The 19,750-nt window shown below is 47.8% G+C and carries 23 protein-coding genes and 1 pseudogene; 12 read left to right on the forward strand and 12 right to left on the reverse strand.

Going from position 1 to position 19,750, the window contains the following annotated elements; genetic code table 11:
- The first annotated feature begins 17 nt into the window (after positions 1-17).
- Both MJO57_RS11370 and MJO57_RS11375 read left to right on the forward strand, forming a co-directional pair.
- The gene (locus MJO57_RS11370) at positions 18-398 is read left to right on the forward strand and encodes a hypothetical protein (RefSeq protein WP_252025397.1); all 381 of its coding nucleotides are present in this window, start codon (positions 18-20) and stop codon (positions 396-398) included.
- Positions 399-419: 21 nt separating this feature from the next.
- Positions 420-1,697 (forward strand): IS4 family transposase, encoded by a 1,278-nt coding sequence (locus MJO57_RS11375; protein WP_256493275.1) that lies wholly within the window; start codon positions 420-422, stop codon positions 1,695-1,697.
- Here the strand turns inward: MJO57_RS11375 and MJO57_RS11380 are convergent.
- From MJO57_RS11380 to MJO57_RS11390, 3 genes are read right to left on the reverse strand one after another with little or no spacing between them, the layout of a single operon-like run.
- Positions 1,588-2,394 (reverse strand): restriction endonuclease subunit S, encoded by an 807-nt coding sequence (locus MJO57_RS11380; RefSeq protein WP_252025401.1) that lies wholly within the window; start codon positions 2,392-2,394, stop codon positions 1,588-1,590. The two genes, MJO57_RS11375 and MJO57_RS11380, sit on opposite strands and share 110 nt — an antisense overlap.
- Positions 2,385-3,119 (reverse strand): hypothetical protein, encoded by a 735-nt coding sequence (locus MJO57_RS11385; RefSeq protein WP_252025403.1) that lies wholly within the window; start codon positions 3,117-3,119, stop codon positions 2,385-2,387. Before MJO57_RS11385 ends, MJO57_RS11380 begins: the two co-directional genes overlap by 10 nt.
- Positions 3,100-5,034 carry a type I restriction-modification system subunit M gene (locus tag MJO57_RS11390; protein WP_252025405.1) on the reverse strand — a complete coding sequence of 645 codons (1,935 nt, stop codon included), beginning with the start codon at positions 5,032-5,034 and terminating at the stop codon, positions 3,100-3,102. Before MJO57_RS11390 ends, MJO57_RS11385 begins: the two co-directional genes overlap by 20 nt.
- Positions 5,035-5,361: 327 nt before the next feature.
- Between MJO57_RS11390 and MJO57_RS11395 the strand changes: the two genes are divergently transcribed.
- Entirely contained in the window at positions 5,362-6,405 is a 1,044-nt protein-coding gene (locus MJO57_RS11395) for a YafY family protein (protein WP_252025407.1), read from the forward strand.
- Between the two features lie 55 nt (positions 6,406-6,460).
- Positions 6,461-6,880, forward strand: coding sequence for a hypothetical protein (locus MJO57_RS11400; protein WP_252025409.1), 420 nt, complete (start codon positions 6,461-6,463; stop codon positions 6,878-6,880).
- 31 nt (positions 6,881-6,911) lie between these two features.
- On the opposite strand, the gene MJO57_RS11405 is transcribed toward MJO57_RS11400, so the two are convergent.
- Positions 6,912-7,178 (reverse strand): hypothetical protein, encoded by a 267-nt coding sequence (locus MJO57_RS11405; protein WP_252025411.1) that lies wholly within the window; start codon positions 7,176-7,178, stop codon positions 6,912-6,914.
- 375 nt (positions 7,179-7,553) lie between these two features.
- Between MJO57_RS11405 and MJO57_RS11410 the strand changes: the two genes are divergently transcribed.
- From MJO57_RS11410 to MJO57_RS11430, 5 genes are all read left to right on the forward strand, one after another.
- On the forward strand, positions 7,554-8,099 hold the full coding sequence (locus tag MJO57_RS11410) for a hypothetical protein (protein WP_252024335.1): 546 nt from the start codon (positions 7,554-7,556) through the stop codon (positions 8,097-8,099).
- A gap of 37 nt (positions 8,100-8,136) precedes the next feature.
- Positions 8,137-9,093 carry an IS1595 family transposase gene (locus tag MJO57_RS11415; protein ID WP_252017306.1) on the forward strand — a complete coding sequence of 319 codons (957 nt, stop codon included), beginning with the start codon at positions 8,137-8,139 and terminating at the stop codon, positions 9,091-9,093.
- 273 nt (positions 9,094-9,366) lie between these two features.
- The gene (locus MJO57_RS11420) at positions 9,367-9,510 is read left to right on the forward strand and encodes a hypothetical protein (protein ID WP_252025413.1); all 144 of its coding nucleotides are present in this window, start codon (positions 9,367-9,369) and stop codon (positions 9,508-9,510) included.
- Positions 9,511-9,521: 11 nt separating this feature from the next.
- Complete coding sequence (locus tag MJO57_RS11425) at positions 9,522-10,379, forward strand: IS3 family transposase (protein ID WP_252027012.1); 858 nt, start codon at positions 9,522-9,524, stop codon at positions 10,377-10,379.
- Positions 10,380-10,429: 50 nt separating this feature from the next.
- On the forward strand, positions 10,430-11,938 hold the full coding sequence (locus MJO57_RS11430) for a DUF3427 domain-containing protein (RefSeq protein WP_252025415.1): 1,509 nt from the start codon (positions 10,430-10,432) through the stop codon (positions 11,936-11,938).
- Between the two features lie 37 nt (positions 11,939-11,975).
- On the opposite strand, the gene MJO57_RS11435 is transcribed toward MJO57_RS11430, so the two are convergent.
- Positions 11,976-12,380: a (deoxy)nucleoside triphosphate pyrophosphohydrolase gene (locus MJO57_RS11435; protein ID WP_256493340.1), complete on the reverse strand. Its 405-nt coding sequence runs from the start codon at positions 12,378-12,380 to the stop codon at positions 11,976-11,978.
- 393 nt (positions 12,381-12,773) lie between these two features.
- On the opposite strand from MJO57_RS11435, the gene MJO57_RS11440 reads away from it, so the two are divergent.
- Positions 12,774-12,884 (forward strand): DUF4357 domain-containing protein, encoded by a 111-nt coding sequence (locus tag MJO57_RS11440; protein WP_252025418.1) that lies wholly within the window; start codon positions 12,774-12,776, stop codon positions 12,882-12,884.
- Between the two features lie 474 nt (positions 12,885-13,358).
- Here MJO57_RS11440 and MJO57_RS11445 read toward each other — a convergent pair.
- A pseudogene (locus MJO57_RS11445) lies at positions 13,359-14,313 on the reverse strand (IS1595 family transposase).
- A gap of 117 nt (positions 14,314-14,430) precedes the next feature.
- Between MJO57_RS11445 and MJO57_RS11450 the strand changes: the two are divergent.
- On the forward strand, positions 14,431-14,700 hold the full coding sequence (locus tag MJO57_RS11450; protein WP_252025420.1) for a hypothetical protein: 270 nt from the start codon (positions 14,431-14,433) through the stop codon (positions 14,698-14,700).
- Positions 14,701-14,703: 3 nt separating this feature from the next.
- On the opposite strand, the gene MJO57_RS11455 is transcribed toward MJO57_RS11450, so the two are convergent.
- From MJO57_RS11455 to MJO57_RS11475, 5 genes are all read right to left on the reverse strand, one after another.
- Entirely contained in the window at positions 14,704-15,984 is a 1,281-nt protein-coding gene (locus MJO57_RS11455; RefSeq protein ID WP_252025422.1) for a Y-family DNA polymerase, read from the reverse strand.
- Positions 15,981-16,361: a LexA family transcriptional regulator gene (locus tag MJO57_RS11460; protein ID WP_252025424.1), complete on the reverse strand. Its 381-nt coding sequence runs from the start codon at positions 16,359-16,361 to the stop codon at positions 15,981-15,983. Before MJO57_RS11460 ends, MJO57_RS11455 begins: the two co-directional genes overlap by 4 nt.
- Before the next feature lie 388 nt (positions 16,362-16,749).
- Positions 16,750-17,187: a hypothetical protein gene (locus MJO57_RS11465; protein WP_252025425.1), complete on the reverse strand. Its 438-nt coding sequence runs from the start codon at positions 17,185-17,187 to the stop codon at positions 16,750-16,752.
- A gap of 271 nt (positions 17,188-17,458) precedes the next feature.
- Entirely contained in the window at positions 17,459-17,791 is a 333-nt protein-coding gene (locus MJO57_RS11470) for a hypothetical protein (RefSeq protein WP_252025427.1), read from the reverse strand.
- A gap of 37 nt (positions 17,792-17,828) precedes the next feature.
- Positions 17,829-18,161: a hypothetical protein gene (locus tag MJO57_RS11475; RefSeq protein ID WP_252025429.1), complete on the reverse strand. Its 333-nt coding sequence runs from the start codon at positions 18,159-18,161 to the stop codon at positions 17,829-17,831.
- 270 nt (positions 18,162-18,431) lie between these two features.
- Between MJO57_RS11475 and MJO57_RS11480 the strand changes: the two genes are divergently transcribed.
- A complete protein-coding gene (locus MJO57_RS11480) occupies positions 18,432-18,710 on the forward strand; it encodes a hypothetical protein (protein ID WP_252025431.1) in 279 nt (92 codons plus the stop codon).
- On the opposite strand, the gene MJO57_RS11485 is transcribed toward MJO57_RS11480, so the two are convergent.
- A complete protein-coding gene (locus tag MJO57_RS11485) occupies positions 18,702-19,676 on the reverse strand; it encodes a hypothetical protein (protein ID WP_252025433.1) in 975 nt (324 codons plus the stop codon). The two genes, MJO57_RS11480 and MJO57_RS11485, sit on opposite strands and share 9 nt — an antisense overlap.
- Positions 19,677-19,750 lie beyond the last annotated feature (74 nt).

Raw genomic sequence — 19,750 nt, forward strand, 5'->3', positions numbered from 1 at the left:
CAGGAGAGGCGACAACTATGCTGACACAGGGGGTCATCTCGCTCATTGTGACAGCACATTCTCCAATAGTTGCGCGAGAAGTCATAACGATTGACTTTGGAGGTAATAATTCCGCTGAACTTGAAGCTAGTCCTTTGTGTGTTATCTTGCGCTTGGTATCAGTCAGATATTTTTTGCCATCAAGTGCTGTGATATCAGTTGGGGTGCACCACAGCAAATCATTACCCCAATATTCAGAAATGTTTGTACTTGGTGTTCCACCACTCCTAATTTCAGCTCTTAGGGTAGACATTAAGCTCAAAAAAGGTTCGTTTCCGGCGGCAGAACCCACCTTGAACAGCCACAATAAAGCTTCGAAACCATTATCAATGGCTGAACAAGATGAGTACTGCAAATAGTAGATTAGTTGAAAAAAACTGTTGACCTGTTTCGACCGGTCAGAACTCCTAAGTATGGCGGAACAGCTTGGTTTTACTATACGACAGCGAGATATCCGTCCTTTGGATTTTATCCTCTCACTGATTGATGCCCTCGCTGGTGATGGAAACTGCGATACCCTGGCGGATCTACACCGTAAATTTAACGAGTTGACGGGGCTGAATGTCTCTTATCGTTCTTGGGCAAATCAAGCTAAAAAGGACGCGCTGCCTACTCTTATCCTGTGGCTATGGGTGCAGTGTCTGGAAATATTTTCCCGCAAACTCATGGCGTTTGATGAAGACAGTCCATTTTCAGAGTTTGAGCACATTCTGATTCAGGACGGTTCGTCACAAGCTGTCTATGATGCCCTGAAAGAAGCATTTCCCGGCAGGTTCTCAACGGTCAGTCCTGCTGCCGTCGAGCTTCATACGACAATGGATCTTCTCACCAACAACCTGGTGCGGGTGCAGCTGACTGAAGATACCCGTTCAGAAAGAGACTGTCTGCCACCACTGCCAACATCCATGGCCTATATCCTGATGCTAATGGATGCCGGTTATTTTGAGCTGGAACTCTTTGCCGCTATTGATGACAGGGAGGGTTCTTTTATCTGCAAGGCACCTCAGAGTATCAACCCGACGATACTCAGCGCGGTACGGGAGGATGGCAAGAATCTCAATCGCTACAAAGGACAAAAACTGAAGGATGTACTGTCTGGCTTCCCCAAAGACCAGTGCCTCGACCTGGATGTAGAATGGCCGGGATTCAAAGCCTGGCCATTCCGCTTGGTTGTCCGCTGGAATGACAAAAAACAGAAGTGGGTTTTCGTTGTGACCAACCTGAACCGGGTGGAGTTCACCTTGAGTGATGTGCTCCAGGCCTATCGTCTACGGTGGCAGATAGAGCTGATTTTCAAAGAGATCAAATCCTATTCAGGGTGGCATCGTTTTAACACCAAATCAGCGACACTGGTGTTTAGCCTGATTCTGATGTCCTTTGTGGTTGTGACGTTGAAAAGGTACCTTGCCCATGCTGCACAGGCGAACCTCAGTGAAAGTGGGAGCATTGAGGAAATCTCGACGCACAAGGTGATGAAAAGTGGGACTCACCTGTTTGGTAATGTGATTTCATCGTTGATGAATGCAGGAAAATCATTGGTCTCATGCATTAAAAAGCTACTGGACTTCTGGGGAAATAATGCGAAACGAGAACACCCTGCACGGGATGGTTGTTCAGGGCGTACAAGATTAGGCTTCTGTGCAGTGGGTGGAGCTTAATGTCTACCTTAAGAATTTCAGCTAATTCTGAAAGAGGTTTAGTCAACCAGCCATTTTTCAGGTTGCCATTTTCATCATAAGGATTAAGCAGCGACTGCATAGCCCCTTGCTTAATCTGCTGCTTTTTGATGATCTGCTGCTCCAACGACTGGATTAGGGTATCCATATCGCTCAGGGCGTTGGCAATGGCTTGTTGTTCGGCTTTGGTTGGTGGCAGCGGGATTTTAGTGGAGTTAATTAATCCCGTATTCAGGTTCATCTGGGAGCCAGTTTGACCATGCTTTGACCAATCTTTTTCAAGATCTGTTAACACATAATATAGAAAGTCCATATTGGTTTTTAAGTTGCCAAAAACCACAAACCCATCGTGTATACAAACATCTTTTAGAGTAATGATTGGCCGACCTACCGTGGCACAGATACTCATTACCAAGCTTTTGGAAGGAACAAAGCGGCTATTAGCGATTCCCTTATCGGATAGACTTTGTAAAGTGTTTTTTAAATACTTGTTAGACTTTGATACATCAGAAATTCTCAACCAACCAGTTTTGGAGTTTTCATCAAACCAAACTGGGCTATCGATAGGGCGAGGTGAAGCTCCACGCTGAATTTGTGCAAGATTGCCAAGTGATATTGCTGACCAATCCTCCGGAATCACCCCAACCTCAGTCTGCTTATACCCCGGCTTCAGTTCCATACAAACCCCATCTTCACCAGATGTTTACCCACCGCCTGTTCCAGCCTTACCACGCGCTGGTTAAATTGCGGCAACGAGGTTTCATAGCGATCCGCCAGCTCTTTAATCCGCTGGGTCAGCCGCTGGCTGATGCGATCCATCTCGGTATGCACATCCCGGTCAATGGTCATTAGCCATTTGTCGTCCACCACCAGTTGTTTGATCTCGTCTTCTGTCAGCGCCGGGTAGTGCTCGTACAGGGCTTTATCCAGTTCCAGCTCTTCATGTTTGATCGCCCTTTTTTCTGTGGCGATATCGTCCAGCAATTCCAGATAGCGGTTCAGCACCACAATCTCTTTCAGGTTGTCCCGGTCTTCGTTGTCGGGGTAAATCGTTCGGTCAATCAGCGTCAGGGCATCCGACCAGAGCACCCGGCAGGTTTTGCGCCATTCTTTGATAGTGGCTTCGGTGGTCAGGAACTCATTGAGAGTATCAGTCTCTTCCCGGTCGCCCGTGCGCTTCAGGCGATCCTTCACCGCTTTGGCGGTGATGGTGCCTTTGCTGTTTTTCAGGGCATCCAGAAAGCTGTCGTTTTTTAGCTCATTAAAATCGTCAATGGTGGTTTCCAGCCGCTTTTGTATAACGGTGTATTCCTGATGGGTTGCGGCATCCAGCGCTGCCCACGCCAACTCCTGATACTCCATCAGTACCGCAGCAGCCTCGGCTTTACTGCCAACGTCGTTCAATACCCCATCTTCGCCGCTGTGCTCTTCGCTCTTCCTGCAAGGTTTCCAGTTGGCTTTCCAGTTGCTCTTTATTGGCAATCAGCTGATCAATGGCAGCTTGCTCTCCAGCAAAGTAACGGTTAATCACCAGGTATTTGGGAATCAGGTCGCAGGTCCAGCCTTTGATCACCTCTTTGCCTTTTTTAACCTCGATGATCTGATAGGTTTTCGCTTCCCAACCATCGGCAGAGATCAGGTAGCAGTCGTCCTGCATGGTATCTGCCCAATAGTTCATCAGGTGCTGGTAAACATCGTACTTGTCCAGCAGCGGTTTGCCGGTGTAGGCGCTCAGCAGTGATTCGCTGATCTCCTCAATCATCGCCTTGGGTTTGCAACCGTCATCCTGCTGCTTCAGGTAGATTTGGGTGGCGGTTTTCCAGCCAGTAAATACCTGGTTCATCTCCTTGGTGTAAGCGACAAATTCCGCATGTTCGTAAATGGTTGGCTTAAGCGCTTCTGTACTGACCTGGAGCGTGTAGTAATTCTCAGAGCGGGCAGCGGTAGCAAACAGCGTGGTTTTCAGGGTCGGAAATACCTGCCAGTAGTGGTGCAGTGCATCAATATCCACCTTGGGAATATCACCGTGGAGATGGGCATCGATATCCTGAATATCTTCCGCCACGGAGCTGTCAATGTATCGGGGAATATTGAGGTTGAATTCGTTTTTGCGGATTTCATCGTAGCTGACCATACGGCTGTAACCGTCTATGGCGATCTGCTTGTTGAACACATCCACAATCTTATGGATATCCATCTCCCGCAGACGGTTCTTATTGCCATCTTTGATAAAGCCTTTACCGGCATCCACCATAAAGATGCCTTTGCGTGCCGCCGCGCCTTCTTTATCAATAACAATCACACAGGCCGGAATGCCGGTGCCATAAAACAGGTTGGCAGGCAGCCCGATAATGCCTTTGATATAACCCCGTTCCACCAGGGACTGACGAATCGTTGCCTCGGCATTACCCCGGAACAACACACCATGAGGCAAAATGCAGGCACCTTTACCATGGCTTTTCAGGCTGCGGATAATATGCAGCAGGTAAGCATAATCGCCGTTCTTGGCCGGTGGCACGCCGTAGCTCTGAAAACGGTAGTGCGGGTCCTCTTCCGCATCCACACCACTGCCCCAGCGTTTATCGCTGAACGGCGGATTGGCCACCACGAAATCGAAGGTTTTCAGGCTGTCACCCTCGGTAAACAGCGGGTTGGCCAGGGTGTTGCCCTGGCGAATTTGCGCGGTGGGGTTGTTGTGCAGAATCATGTTCATCCGCGCCAGGCCGCTGGTGGTGGCATCTTTCTCCTGGCCGTAGAGGGAAACGTGTTCACCGGCTTCGTCCGCCACTTTCAGGAGTAATGAGCCGGAACCACAGGTCGGGTCGTACACGGAGTAGCCACGGCTATCGATTTTCTCAATATCGATCACCTTGGCAAGTATGCGGCTCACTTCTGCCGGGGTATAAAACTGCCCTTTGCTCTTGCCACTTTCAGAGGCGAAGTGACGCATCAGGTATTCATAGGCATCGCCGAGAATATCGTCGCCATCGGCCCTGTTCTTACTGAAGTCCAGGTCTTTGCTTTCAAAAATAGCGATCAGGTTGGTGAGTTTTTCCACCATCTCTTTGCCGCTGCCGAGTTTGTCCGGATCGTTAAAGTCCGGCATCCCGGTGAGCTTGTTGGCATCACGCAAGGGAATAATGATTTTCTTATTGATGTCGTCGCCTATGGTGGGCTTGCCTTTCAGGGCAACCATATCCGCAAAGGTGGCACCTGTCGGGATTTTCACCGGCGGGCTGAACTGGCCGACAAATTTATCGCTGATGTATTTCACAAAGAGCATCACCAGCACATAGTCTTTGTACTGGCTGGCATCCATCCCGCCCCGCAGCTCGTCGCAGCTGGCCCAGAGAGATGAGTACAGTTCGGATTTTTTAATCGCCATAGGGTGCTTTACAGAAGATGATATGAATCGACGCTACCGCCCGTGGATTTTACCGCCGTCTTTTATTGACTTTGGGGAGCATGGGACCAGATAGCTCAGAGGTGCAGTTTTAGGTAATCAGTCATTGTACGCATGTAAGGTGTTTGGCGGTAGTCGTGTCTTGTCGAAGTAAAAATCTAAAAAAATTTTCAATTTTTGGTTTGCATGCGACACAACTCGTCGCAGGGCTGTTTTATGATGGGATTCTGAAACGGGAAAGCGATGCCGAATGGCGATGAAGTGAGCTTTCTATGCTACACCTGTTTTGCGGAGTCTGACAAGGATATGAATAAACGACAATCTTCTCTGGAAACCACCATTCTCATCATTGAGTTACTGAAACGCATCCCCAAAAGCTGGTGGATTACTGCTCAACAGCTGAAACAACAGCTGGCCGAGATTGGATTGGACCGGGATATCCACACCATTCAACGACATATGAAGTCTCTGGTAGAGAGCAGTCATTTCCCCATTGATATGAATAACCGCAGTAAACCTTATGGCTACCGGTGGAGCCAGCAGGCTGTGGGCTTTACGGTGAACGCCCTGAGTATTCAGGAGTCACTGATTCTGCAAATGGCGCACAAGACATTGAAGAACCTGTTGCCCTGCAGCTTGATGGACTCCATGTCTGGCTTTTTTGAGGAAGCCAACCGAAATATCAGCCATGCCCAAGACCCCGCCAAGGAGATTCAGTGGTTATCCAAGGTGGTGGTGGCACCTGAGACACAGCCATTGTTACCGCCCGAATTGCAACCGGATGTGTTCAATGAAGTCAGCTGTGCTCTCTACAACAACTACTGGCTGGATATTACCTACAGGAATGCTGGTGGAGAGGTAAAAGAAAAAACCGTCATGCCTCTGGGGCTAGCTCAACAAGGGCCTCGGTTGTTCCTGGTCTGCCGGTTCAAGGGTTATGACGATGAACGGAATCTGGCGATGCACAGCATGCTATCCGCTCACTCAACCTCAATGACTTTTGAACGACCAGAGGGGTTTGACCTGAAGCAGTACAACGATGAGGCGCGGTTCTCATTCGGGGAGGGCAAAAAAGTGAAGCTGTCTTTCCGCGTTGATAAGGAGGCTGGGCTTCATATTCTGGAATCCAGACTATCTGAAGATCAAACGTACATTGAGCATAAGGACTGCTATGAAATCAGCGCCACCGCTATGGACTCACTTCAGCTCAAGTTCTGGATTAATGGTTTCGGTAAGGATGCCTGGGACATTGATTACCAGCCAGTTGATGAGGAAATAGCTGAATAAAACAGTGCTGGTTCTCCGGCAATCAAATTCCAAACATAACAATAGGGACAACGTTATGATGGCAGACTATATCAAGGAGTTCTTTCAACGCTTTGGGGTAACCCCAAAGGTTCAGGAGGTGCCCCTGCACCCGCTTCCTACTGCAATCCAAAGGCTGAGTATTCCAGTCGACCGGCAAAACAGTTACAAAACAGCAGCTGACTACCTGCTAAACCTGCACGAGCAAGACTTTGATGACCTGCACTATGTGCTTGGCATCATTTCCAACCATTGTTTCTTTGGCAAGGCGGTTATTCGTGTAGGAGGCAAATACTATGACCCAACGGATACTGAGGAAAACTGTTGTCTATCGAAAGACCGGTTCGTGAGCATTTATGAAATGCCCATTGATGATCTCAAGGAGTTTATAGTGGAGAATGACAACGAGCTGCCTTCGCTTATTGATCTGAGGGTTGTGGATATGTTGAACCAGTAATTGCAGAGTAGCCCCGAAACGGGGCTATAGATCAAACCAGCTTAAATCCCTCCTTTGTGTCCTCTCCATTTTCAAACCGGGCTTTCATCCGATCCAGAGCGGACTGTAAGGCATCATGGATCTGCTTGACCTCTTTCTCGGTGTACTCAAACTTAGTCTTGTCTGACAGGCTGCCGATCATAGCAATCTGCTTCAAGGCTTTGGGGACCCGAACCTCTGCCAGTTCGATAAATTTTTCCTTCTTGGTTTTTCCTTCAGGCTTCTCTGCCGTTTTGCTCTCGTTTTTACTTTTAGCCATTATCGTTCTCCGATAGATTATTGTGCCACCTCCTTATGGGTGATGTCCCTGTAGCACGTCCGTATAAGCTGCTTAGCTACCAGCCAAGGACGCTGGCTAAAAATAAGGTGAGAGCACTGCGCTGTACACTGGCTTAAATTGCCGTACGAAAGTGCGTGATATAGAGGCGGTTTTAAGGCAGATTAACGGGCTATTATTAAGAGCTTCGGCCTTCTATCGAAGCTCAGAACAATAGCTAGTTCTCGTCCAAAAACACAACCAATTGAAAACTGTAGATTTTACCCTGAAAAATTAAGTGGAGCCCTACTGCTATCTGGCGACTAAACTTCCCAAGAGCAAGAAACATAAGGGATTGCCAAAAACAGAGGACTCCAAATGCGCAAAAAACGCAACCCGCAGTGTAGTATGGAACTCCATTACGTACCTCATGAAATCTGCTCCCAGCTTTCCGGTATCTCGCAATGGCTTGACGCCCATCCACAGTTCAATGACTGGATTTATGAGGACTTAAGTTCTGGTGATAAACAGAACACTGGGCGGAACGGACTATCAGCAGAATCCGTTCTTCGTGCGGCACTCCTGAAACAGTATTTGAATTGTGATTATGACTACTTGTCGTTTGTTTTGATGGACTCCATGCTCTTTCGAGACTTTTGTCGCCTCGAACCAAACCAGCGCCCCAGTCGCTCCAGTTTGCATGGGCTCATCAGCCTTCTTACTGCATCTACATGGGAACGGATTAATAACTGTCAGCTAATGACCGCTAAAGATCAGGGTATTGAAAAAGGGCGCACTGTGGCTATTGACAGCACAGTCACCGAATCGGATATCAAACCTCCTTGCGACAGTGATCTTTTAGCCAGTTCCGTTAAAGAAATTCCTGATTACCACCGACCCTACGTCGTGAGCCAGCTGCTATAATAAACGTCGATAGTCATGTGTTTTGGAGGTAAAACTGATGTGTAAAAACACCATTCAGTTCCAAAAAGGCCTTGGCATTATGCAATTTCTGGCTAATTACGGCAGTGAAGAGCAGTGTGAGAACGCGCTGTCCTCTTGGCGCTGGCCAGATGGCTTCCAATGCCCGAAGTGTGGCTCCCGCAGTTTCTGCAAGCTTCACCGGAAAGCTGAATTCCAGTGCAATTGCTGCCGTTGCCAAACCTCGCTTACCAGTAACACTATCTTTGACTCAACAAAGCTGCCTCTAGCTACCTGGTTTCTGGGTATCTATCTCGTCACCCAGAATAAAGCGGGGATTTCTTGCCTGACGCTTCATCGACAACTTGGCATTTCCTACAATGCCGCATTGCGCATGAAACACAAACTCATGCAGGTCATGATGGAAAGAGATAACAGCTGGCAGTTGAGTGGTTTTGTTCAGATTGATGACGCCTATTGGGGCGGAGAGCGCCACGGAGGCCGCCGGGGCAGAGGCTCAGAGAACAAAGCCCCCTTCGTGGCCGCAGTTCAGACAGATGCTGATAACCACCCTATCTACATGAAGTTCAATGCCGTTGATAACTTCCGGCGAAAAACCATTCAGGAGTGGGCAGAACATGCCCTGAAAAAGGGTGTCCGGGCCGTCAGCGATGGCTTGTCCTGTTTCCGGGGTATTGAAGATGCCGGATGCCAGCACACAGCCATCATTACCGGTGGTGGGCATGCATCCATGGAGAATGAGTTGTTCACCTGGGTAAATACCATGCTGGGAAACGTGAAAACAGCGATTACCGGTACTTACCATAAGCTCGACCCCAAGCATCTGGGCCGTTATCTATCAGAGTTCAACTATCGGTTTAACCGGCGTTTTGATATGCCTTCAATGATCTCAAGGCTAGGTCGGGCTGCAGTCAATACAGCACCGATGCCGGATCGACTTCTCAAACTGCCAGACGTCCAGTGGAAACCGGGTTAGCCATCAACCGATAATTGAAAGTCAGTTGACGTATTAATATCATTATTTCGAATGATGATGTGGGTCTTTGCTTGTTCGGAGCGGTTATGAAACCGAATTTAGTTGATAATCTGGAGAACAAGCCGTCATGATGCCTGCTCCACCGGTAATACTGGAGAGGTTCTATTATTTCTTTACCGGGTTATAGACATAAAGAATGAAAAGCTGCACGTATATTCTTAAATTATCTTTCCCTGTGTCATGACGTACGATCAGTGGTAATCAGGAAAGGAAATGTCTTTTCCAGGCAAAGGGCAGCAAGCTTTGACGCCTGATCAGCAGCGAATAAAAGAGCTGGAAGCTGAAAACCGCCAGTTGAAAATGGAACAGGAAATATTAAAAAAGGCGACGTCCTTCTTCGCGAAAGACCTGTTGTAAGATTTGCATTTATACAACAGGAGAAGGAGGCCTATCCGGTGCAGGTGCTCTGTAAAGTAATGCAGGTTGGGCGCAGTGGCTTTTATCGCTGGCAGAATCAACAGGAACATCAGAAGGACTCTCTGGCCAAGCAGTTCCGCCTGGAGTCTGATGCACAACAAATTTTTATCGACTCCGATCGCTCATATGGCAGCCGGAGAATGGCAAAAGCCCTGCAAGGCAAGGGTTACAATATTGGCCGCTATCAAGCAGCAACACTGATGAAGCGCTTGGGACTGGTTGTGAAGTATGCAAAAAAATTCAAGGTGACGACGAATAGCAAGCATAAGCTTCCGGTAGCAGAAAATCTTCTGAACAGGGAGTTTGCTGTCACAGAGGCAAACAGGATCTATACGACTGATATCACTTATCTATGGACTCGCGAAGGCTGGCTGTATCTGGCAGTGGTTATGGATCTCTATTCCCGGAAGATAGTAGGCTGGTCAATGGACAAGCGTATGACCACAGAGCTGCCGCTGGAAGCCTTGAGAATGGCGTGGTGGAGTCGTAAGCCTGGTTCGGAAGTGCTTCACCACTCAGATCAGGGAAGCCAGTACGCCTCGCTGGACTATCAGGCTCAGCTCAGGGAATACGGCATGATATGCAGTATGAGTCGTAAGGGAAATTGCTGGGATAATGCGGTAACGGAGCGATTTTTTGGCAGTATGAAACGAGAAAGGACTGACCATTATATTTTCGAAACAAGGGCAGATGTTGAGGTGACAGTTGTTGATTATATTTTGTTCTACAACAACCGCAGACTTCACTCTTATCTTGGTTACATGAGCCCTGTGGACTTTGAGCAACAAGAACTCAGGAAAGCGGCTTAATCAGGTGTCCATTTTTACTTGACCACTACAACCGTGACCATGCTGCGTTTATGAGCCAGTCTTTTAATGACAGGGGCATTACCAGTAAGGTATTAACTGGCCTGTCTGATCCTCAGGAACGTCAGTCAGAGATTATCAACTTACAAGATCCAAACCATCCATTAGAAGTTATTTTTACCGTGGATATCTTCAATGAAGGTGTCGATATTCCCCGGGTAAACTTATTGCTCTTCCTCAGACCGACAGACTCTTCTACGATTTTTATTCAACAGCTTGGCCGTGGATTGAGAAAGTCAGAAGGCAAAGAGTATGTTACTGTGCTGGATTTTATCGGGAACCATCAAAACTCCTACATGGTGCCTTTGGCACTGAGTGGTGAAAGTGGCCGCAGAGACTTTGATAAAGATACCCTCAAACGAGCGGTTAGCCATGAGTTTGCTGACCTGCCGGCCGGCTGTTATGTCGAGTTGGATGAAATCACCAAAGAAAAAATTCTGACAAAACTCGACAGTATCCGCCTGGACAATACTGAATACCTGAAACAACTGTATGCACAGTTTAAAAAGGAATTGGGCAGCTCACCAGAAATACTGGACTTTTTTACCGCAGAAAATGCCCCAAACCCGAACTTCTTTTTCTCAAAATTTGGCTCCTTGTATAACACCAAAATTAAATGCCATGACCAAGAGGGGAACCCAGTAGAGTTGCAAAACAACCCATATCTGCAACAGGTCGCTGAAAGACTGGAAGCCATGTGCCCGATCAAATGGCCCTATGAATTTATCCTATTGCTGGCGGCAGTTGAGCAACAACAAACCTCGATCAATGTACTGGATATTGAGCAACAACTCATCCGTTACTTTAACCAGGCCATCGACAGCCACCAGCATAAACCGCTGATTCTATCAGCCATGGCATCATTGGCCTTACCTCACCGTAATATGTCATGGGCTTTCGGCACCTTAGGCAATGAAGTGTTTCATTTAGACCAAAATTTTATCACATTGGTCAATTCTGGCGAATTCGCTAAAAGTTACATCAGCGATCGTGTCAATTACGGACTGAAACAATTCCGCCGACATTTCAAACCCGCCGCCTTCCTGGGCAACGGTGAGCACTTTATTATCTACCAAAATTACACCCGGAATGATATTCAGTTTCTCTCGGAAGACACCGCAATGCGTGGCTCATGGCGGGAAGGAGTAAAACGGGTAGGCCAAGACTACTTTTTGTTCATTAACCTGAACAAGGATCAAGCAGTCGATGCCCACCTCCACTATAAAGACTACTTTATGGACCCCCGCACCTTCCATTGGCAAAGTCAGAATCAGACTTCACACAGTTCCAACGTCGGCCAGCATTACGTTCACCACAAACAGCAAGGCTACCATATCCATCTTTTTGTGCGAAAACAGGTAAAGCAATACAACATCACCCTGCCGTTTATGTATTTAGGCCAGGTGGACTATGTCAGCAGCTCCGGAGACAAACCCATGAGCGTGATCTGGAAGCTGCACAACGCTGTACCTTTAGATATTTTTGAAGATTTGACCGAATAGATCGGTGCCCGGACTTGAGAAAGTGACCAGGCCGTGGTCAGGCTGGTTCGGCAACTTCAGTGTGTGCCGCCATTAAACGCTGGACCGCTGGAATATCAGCCGGAGCCCAAACCAGGCTTTGCAAACTCGTCACCGATAACCAGAGCAACGCCGCATGCTCTGCCGGGACGGGTTTACCCGCGACTATCCGGGCATGGTAAGTAAGCAAATTGATGATTATATTGCCATAGTCGTAGGTGGTATCCTCTACCAGATCAAACACTTCTATATCACAACCCAACTCTTCCTGAATTTCTCGGCGCAGTGTTTCTTTTGGCTGTTCGCCTTCTTCAATCTTGCCACCGGGAAACTCCCAGAGATTCGGTAAACTCATCGTACCTGAACGCAAGGCACAGAGAATTTCATTGGCGTCGTTATGAATAATGGCTCCTACTACTTTAATGTTTCTTTTCTCTTAAGCGTGCTCCTGAAAAGGCCTTAATATTGAAAGTGCTTGGACATGGTGTGCTTAGCATACTCAAGCCCGATGATCCCAAAAACACTAAAATTAACTGATTCAGTGGGGAAAGAGCAAAGGATGAAATACTGCCTACTTGAAATTGTTACTACGTAGTGACAGCTTAATCCTGAACAGGCCGTTACCAAGTAAGTTATCGGTCTATTCCGTCCACACTCTGAGTGCTATGATGGCGCAAACTGACTGCCCGTGTTGAGCCAGGTACCACTCAGAGATAATCTTTCCCATGCAACCGGCAACCATCAAACTCTTTCTGGTCCATGGTAGCCCGACCGGGCTGCGCACTGCAGAAATGTTGTCAAAAACAGAGAACGTCTATTGGAAAAGGGCATTATCACTCTTGATGGTGAGTATTTTATATTTAACGAGGACTATGAGTTTGCCAGCCCAAGTACGGCGGCCAGCTTTGTTCAGCTGGCGGCAGTGTGAATGGACTTACAGCATAGTAATAATCAGACTTTAAAGAGTTTCCTGATTACCACTGATCGTACGTCATGACACAGGGAAAGATAATTTAAGAATATACGTGCAGCTTTTCATTCTTTATGTCTATAACCCGGTAAAGAAATAAGGCTCTTTTCGGGTTACAGACTGCTCTGCAATGAAAATTGGCCAAAGGCCTTGATATACAATGCCTTCAGGAAACTGCTGGCTAAATATTGCCAAGCCCTGCCACAGGAGGATTCCAGCCTGATTTATGAAATCAGCAGTCTGCAATACGAAAAGAGCCAGAAATAATAGAACCTCTCCAGTATTACCGGTGGAGCAGGCATCATGACGGCTTGTTCTCCAGATTATCAACTAAATTCGGTTTCATAACCGCTCCGAACAAGCAAAGACCCACATCATCATTCGAAATAATGATATTAATACGTCAACTGACTTTCAATTATCGGTTGATGGCTAACCCGGTTTCCACTGGACGTCTGGCAGTTTGAGAAGTCGATCCGGCATCGGTGCTGTATTGACTGCAGCCCGACCTAGCCTTGAGATCATTGAAGGCATATCAAAACGCCGGTTAAACCGATAGTTGAACTCTGATAGATAACGGCCCAGATGCTTGGGGTCGAGCTTATGGTAAGTACCGGTAATCGCTGTTTTCACGTTTCCCAGCATGGTATTTACCCAGGTGAACAACTCATTCTCCATGGATGCATGCCCACCACCGGTAATGATGGCTGTGTGCTGGCATCCGGCATCTTCAATACCCCGGAAACAGGACAAGCCATCGCTGACGGCCCGGACACCCTTTTTCAGGGCATGTTCTGCCCACTCCTGAATTTTTTCGCCGGAAGTTATCAACGGCATTGAACTTCATGTAGATAGGGTGGTTATCAGCATCTGTCTGAACTGCGGCCACGAAGGGGGCTTTGTTCTCTGAGCCTCTGCCCCGGCGGCCTCTGTGGCGCTCTCCGCCCCAATAGGCGTCATCAATCTGAACAAAACCACTCAACTGCCAGCTGTTATCTCTTTCCATCATGACCTGCATGAGTTTGTGTTTCATGCGCAATGCGGCATTGTAGGAAATGCCAAGTTGTCGATGAAGCGTCAGGCAAGAAATCCCCGCTTTATTCTGGGTGACGAGATAGATACCCAGAAACCAGGTAGCTAGAGGCAGCTTTGTTGAGTCAAAGATAGTGTTACTGGTAAGCGAGGTTTGGCAACGGCAGCAATTGCACTGGAATTCAGCTTTCCGGTGAAGCTTGCAGAAACTGCGGGAGCCACACTTCGGGCATTGGAAGCCATCTGGCCAGCGCCAAGAGGACAGCGCGTTCTCACACTGCTCTTCACTGCCGTAATTAGCCAGAAATTGCATAATGCCAAGGCCTTTTTGGAACTGAATGGTGTTTTTACACATCAGTTTTACCTCCAAAACACATGACTATCGACGTTTATTATAGCAGCTGGCTCACGACGTAGGGTCGGTGGTAATCAGGAAGAGTTTTGAAAGCCAGTGACTAAGGATACAGCCCCAGTGGACATCCCAAAAATACCATTAGCAGACTTCAAAGAGAATATTGACCGCCTGCTCACTGCCGTTATTACCAAAGGCTATGACAGTATGGAGTCCTTGGATCTTGGTGACCTGATCGGGCATTTGATCATCTGCGATAATTTGGAAGAAGCAACCGAGCTATATGAAGAGTTCTGTTCTGGTATGCATCACGGCATAGGGCTGTCAAATAAAGAACCCAATTCTGCAGCTGACGTTGAAGCATTCATAACCCGCTGGGCACAGAAGTAAACCCTATCGCACCCGGACATGGATAATATCTTGCCATTGTGTTGTGTAACAGGGACTCAACGCCTGCTGGTTCATATGCCACTGTTGTGGTACAAAACCGACCGAAGCAGGCCGGAGAGCCTGACTGCCGAAACGCTGATTGATGGCATCAAGCACTGACATCATTTTGGTGTTTTCTGGCAGAGATGCTGCCGCCAGTAAATCCCCCTGAAAGCCCTGACTGGAACAGAGATCCATCAGTGCAAAGCCCGCCTTTTTATACTCATAACCTTCCTGAAACAGGACGTCCAACGCGGGTGTTAGCTGCCGTAACCAGACTGAGCTATCGCTGGTGGGTGATGGTGCCATCAGTTTCAGGCTCCGTCCGGTTTGTGGAAGGTTTTCCTTGAAAGGATCGGTTCGGACAAAGACGATGGCTTCTCTGGCATACTGCTGTTGCTTCCTGAGTTTCTCACAGGCGCGACAGATAAAGCTGGCCAGTGCAGCGTGAAGCGCCTGTTTGGTCGTCACCCGCTGACCAAAGCTTCGGGAGCACATGATCTGATGTTTGTTGGCAGCACCACTTTCCTCCCAGGGCAGGCAGTTTTCTCCCTGAAGCTCACAGACCGTTCGTTCCAACACAATGGAAAACTGTTTCCTGATCCATTGTCGGTTGGCATCTGCCAGTTGTGCAGCGGTTTTGATTCCGGACGCCTCCAGCCGCTTTCCTATTCGTCTGCCGACACCCCACACCTCTCCAACAGGGGTAATCTCCATCAGCCGACGCTGACGAACCGGGCTGGTTAAATCCACTACGCCAGCAGTCGCCGGATATTTTTTGGCCGCATAGTTGGCCAGTTTGGCCAGGGTTTTGGTGGTCGAGATGCCGATACCAATAGGTAGGCCCGTCCATTGAAAGACCCGTTGTTTCATCGCCATGCCCCTTTCCTGCAGGATTTCCACTGGAAAACCGGAGAGGTCAACGAAGGCTTCGTCAATCGAGTACACTTCCAGCTTTGGGCTGAACTGTTCCAGCACCGACATAAAGCGGGAAGACATATCCCCGTACAGTGCGTAATTGGAACTTTTCAGAATGATCTCACCCCGTTCCACCTGTTCCCGAACCTTGAAGGCCGGTGTTCCCATGGCTACCCCCAATGCTTTGAGCTGTGGGGTACGGGCGACGATGCAGCCATCGTTATTACTCAGTACACCAAGGGCCTTGCCAAGCAGTAGCGGATTAAAGACCTGCTCGCAGGAACAGTAAAATGAGTTGGCATCACAAAGGGCTATTATTGGCTTCATCGCAAGTGGTGGATCACTTCAGTTACCACACCCCAAACATTAAGGCCTTCTTCATTATCCAATTGAACGGGCGGGTAATCGGGGTTTTCAGAGTGCAGTTCCGGTTTGCTGTTGCGATAGACAAGCCGTTTTACGATTAACTCACCATCCAGCAGCGTGAGTATCACATCGCCGTCTCTTGGGCTCAAAGAGCGATCAATAATAAGAATATCGCCATCAAAAATACCGGCACCTTCCATAGAACGCCCCTGGGCTCTGGCAAAGAAAGTCGCTGCGGGGTGGCGAATCAACAGTTGATCAAGTGAAAGAGTCTCTTGCAGGTAGTCTGCTGCCGGGCTGGTAAAGCCACAGGCAGCCGGGGTTGTATAGAAAGGCAATCTCGTTGAAGAGGACTGTGGGAGGATCTGGATCGGCTTCATGCCACTCAAACTCAAAACTGTTTATTTATACAGTATAATCATTTGAGGCTCTTTTCGGGTTACAGACTGCTCTGCAATGAAAATTGGCCAAAGGCCTTGATATACAATGCCTTCAGGAAACTGCTGGCTAAATATTGCCAAGCCCTGCCACAGGAGGATTCCAGCCTGATTTATGAAATCAGCAGTCTGCAATACGAAAAGAGCCTCATTTGATATCATCTGTGAAGTCTAAAAAGTAATAAATAGCTCCATCTTTCATCAATGATCAATTTTGGATTGCCCCAAATGAAACCATTCGACATGACATGAGTTCTTTGCAGTCGATCTATTCAAGGCCTGATAAATCTTAAACGGGACTGGAATCAACTGGATTACCCGTCATGTCTGCATCGGCAAAAAAACTGGATGGGGAATCGAGCGACCGGGTTTCAGGAGCAGAGGCGGCAATCACTCGATCATAAATGGTTGAAGCAATTTCAGCCATGATATAGCCACAAATATTACCGACGTACAGACACGTACCGAATCCGGCAAGCGCTCCTCCGATGGCAGCGCCAAATGGGTTACCGGCAACCGCTCGAAAAACAGCACTACCAACGGCAACTCCTGATGGGCATCCGGCAGTTAGCCCGAAAATTGAGTATGCAGAGGTATAAAGCAAACCTCGCTTGGTAACGGTATACTTTCCAAACTGACAGGCTATCGAATCGGAAGCACCTGAAAATTCATCTTCCGGAGAATGCGGGGGCCGAACAGGCGCTTGTGTAGACAATGATACCGTCATGTAAATACCTTGGTTTATTTGGTGCTGGTTATTTAAAAAAGCCCTCCCTGTTCAGCGAATGGCTTGTTTACTTGCACTGCAGTAAATAATGTGACCCTGAATCTGCAAATGAACTGAGAAAGTTATAGCAGAAAACTTCGGGGTTGGCCCTGAGCCCCTCGCAGCGGAGGATAACCCAAGCAAAGTGGGGGAGCCGCTTCAGGGGCAGTTGACCGCGATACTCAACGAGATGACAGCAAGAAACCACTGAACGGAACAGAGGACTACATCCTTAACGGGTTTCCAGTGGATAGCCATGAAGATATAGCTCTGCGTCTTTGTCCGGATTCAGCCGGATGGTGAATTTTAGGTGACCAGTGTCAAATGCAAAATAGGTTTGACCCAGTTTTTCCACGGGGTACTTTTTACGAGACACTGTCTGTACTCCGGAGCCATTCACTTCATGGACTACGATGTATCCATGAGCTGCCTTGTTATACAAATGAAAAGCTTCACCTGCCCAGCCATTATCCACGTGGAATGATGCCAGTGGTAATTCGTTTGCAGACAGTTGCGCCGCAAAAATCAGCAACGATGCGCTGAATAAATGTCCAGTTTTTTTCATACCGCTTTTAAATCATCCGTATCTACAGTCGGCGTGACTATTGCTCAAGTACTTCTTTAGCGTCGTCTTTGCCTTCCTGAATAGCTTCAATAGCAGCTTCCCGAGCTTCTTCGATCACTTGTACCGCCTGATCACCGGCCATTTCAATGATTTTTTCCGGGTCAGCATTGGCCTGAAGCTCGTTAATAGCATCCTGAGTCTGATTGATAATCTCTCCAGCCTCGGTCGAGGCAGCTTCCTGCACTTGTTCCAACGCTTCTTGAGCCGCTGCTTTGGCTTCTTGAATAGCTTCTTCTATTTCGGCCTGCTGTTCGCCACAACCAGACAGCAGGATCAGTGTAAACAGTGAAATACCCAGACGTTTTAACATTCTATTCTCTCAACAATGAGGGTCAGCCATGGGATTCTACCTTCTGCTTCACACCACAGGAATAGCGGATGAACGACACATTTGCAGTGGTATCGTAAGGCTTTCAGGCTTTCTCTAGATCTGTCGCCATGACAACATCCCTAACCGTTTCAGTCAGAGGCTCCATCTTGAAGCGCTCAACCGGTTAGCCTCCGCACTCTTTCCAGTCCCGGATAAAAACCTCGACGAGCCATCTCAGTGAGTACAACCTGGCGATATCGGTATGACACCATGACAGATCAGAAGCCACCGGGTAGTGAAAGTGAAAACTCCGGGGCAGTTAAGAATATTTCCTCTGCTTTGCGGATCAGCGAGCAGATTTACAACGAGCGTTTGCAGCAGGCTAATAACGAAAAAGCGCAAGCCCTCCAAGAAAGCCAGGTGAGTACATCAGCTCCAATCAACCGAACTACACAACCGGCTCCACAGAAAATTATGCCGTTTGTCTATCCAGAGTACAGTGATCAATACCTTCTTACTCTTCGATTATTGACTTTTCAGTCAACCTGAAATGCAGGAGGGTGGGAGAGGAGAAATGGATATTGATTCAAGCTCACTATTCTTGACTTTATTCGATTCTCTTATAAAGTCGGTAGCTTGCTTACCAGCAATTTTTGCTTGTTCTCTATTGCCGGTATTTTTGAAAACTTCATAGTAAGCCTTCTGGTAAGCCTTCCCTTTCTCAGATTCACGGTAAGCCTTCCGGGAAGCCTTCCCTTTCTCGGATGCACGGTAAGCCTTCAGGTAAGCTTTCCGTTTCTCGGACTGTTCGTGAGCCTTCCGGCAAGCCTTCCCTCTCTCGGATTCACGGTAGGCCTTCTGGGAAGCTTTCCGTTTCTCTGACTGTTCGTAAGCCTTCTTGGAAGCCTTCCCTTTCTCGGATTCACGGTAAGCTTTGCGGTAAGCCTTCCGTTTCTCGGACTGTTCGTAAGCCTTTCTGTAAGCCTTCCCTTTCTCGGATTCACGGTAAGCCTTCCTTTTCTCAGATTCAAGGTAAGCCTTTTGGGAGGCCTTATCAGGAGAACTTGTCAGAGATTCACCAGAAACGGAAGCAGAAGCATTAAAATCAAACGCATTTTCAGAAGATGTATTTTGTTGACGCTGTTCACAACTGAGTTGTGGAGTAATCATTGCAATCGGTGCTTCAGGCTTGGAAGATGTTTCAATTCGATCTTGATCAGGAATAGGTACAGGTTGATTACGGTTGTTATCAATAGAGATTTGCGGGGTTGATTGCCCCATATCTGAAAAACCATTTCCAAGAGTGTCTTTTAACGTTGAATCAAGTGGCGGAAGATTAGCATCAATAGAGTGCGACAGGGCATCCGCTTTAGCGGCCATACTCCAAACTCGACCGATTCTTAATCCTGACTGACTGGTATAAAGAATATTTTCGTCGCTTTGTTGTGCCTTGGTTTTATCTGATAAGCCTAACGGCTCGCTTTGCTCAGGTTCTTTATGATAAATAACCCTCACTAGCACTTTTGGAAAACGGTTATCGCTGAATGGGTTATTGAAGCTTTCACCATACGGATTTAAGGTGTTTAAAT

This window comes from Endozoicomonas sp. SCSIO W0465 (genome assembly GCF_023716865.1).
Classification (GTDB): Bacteria; Pseudomonadota; Gammaproteobacteria; order Pseudomonadales; family Endozoicomonadaceae; genus Endozoicomonas.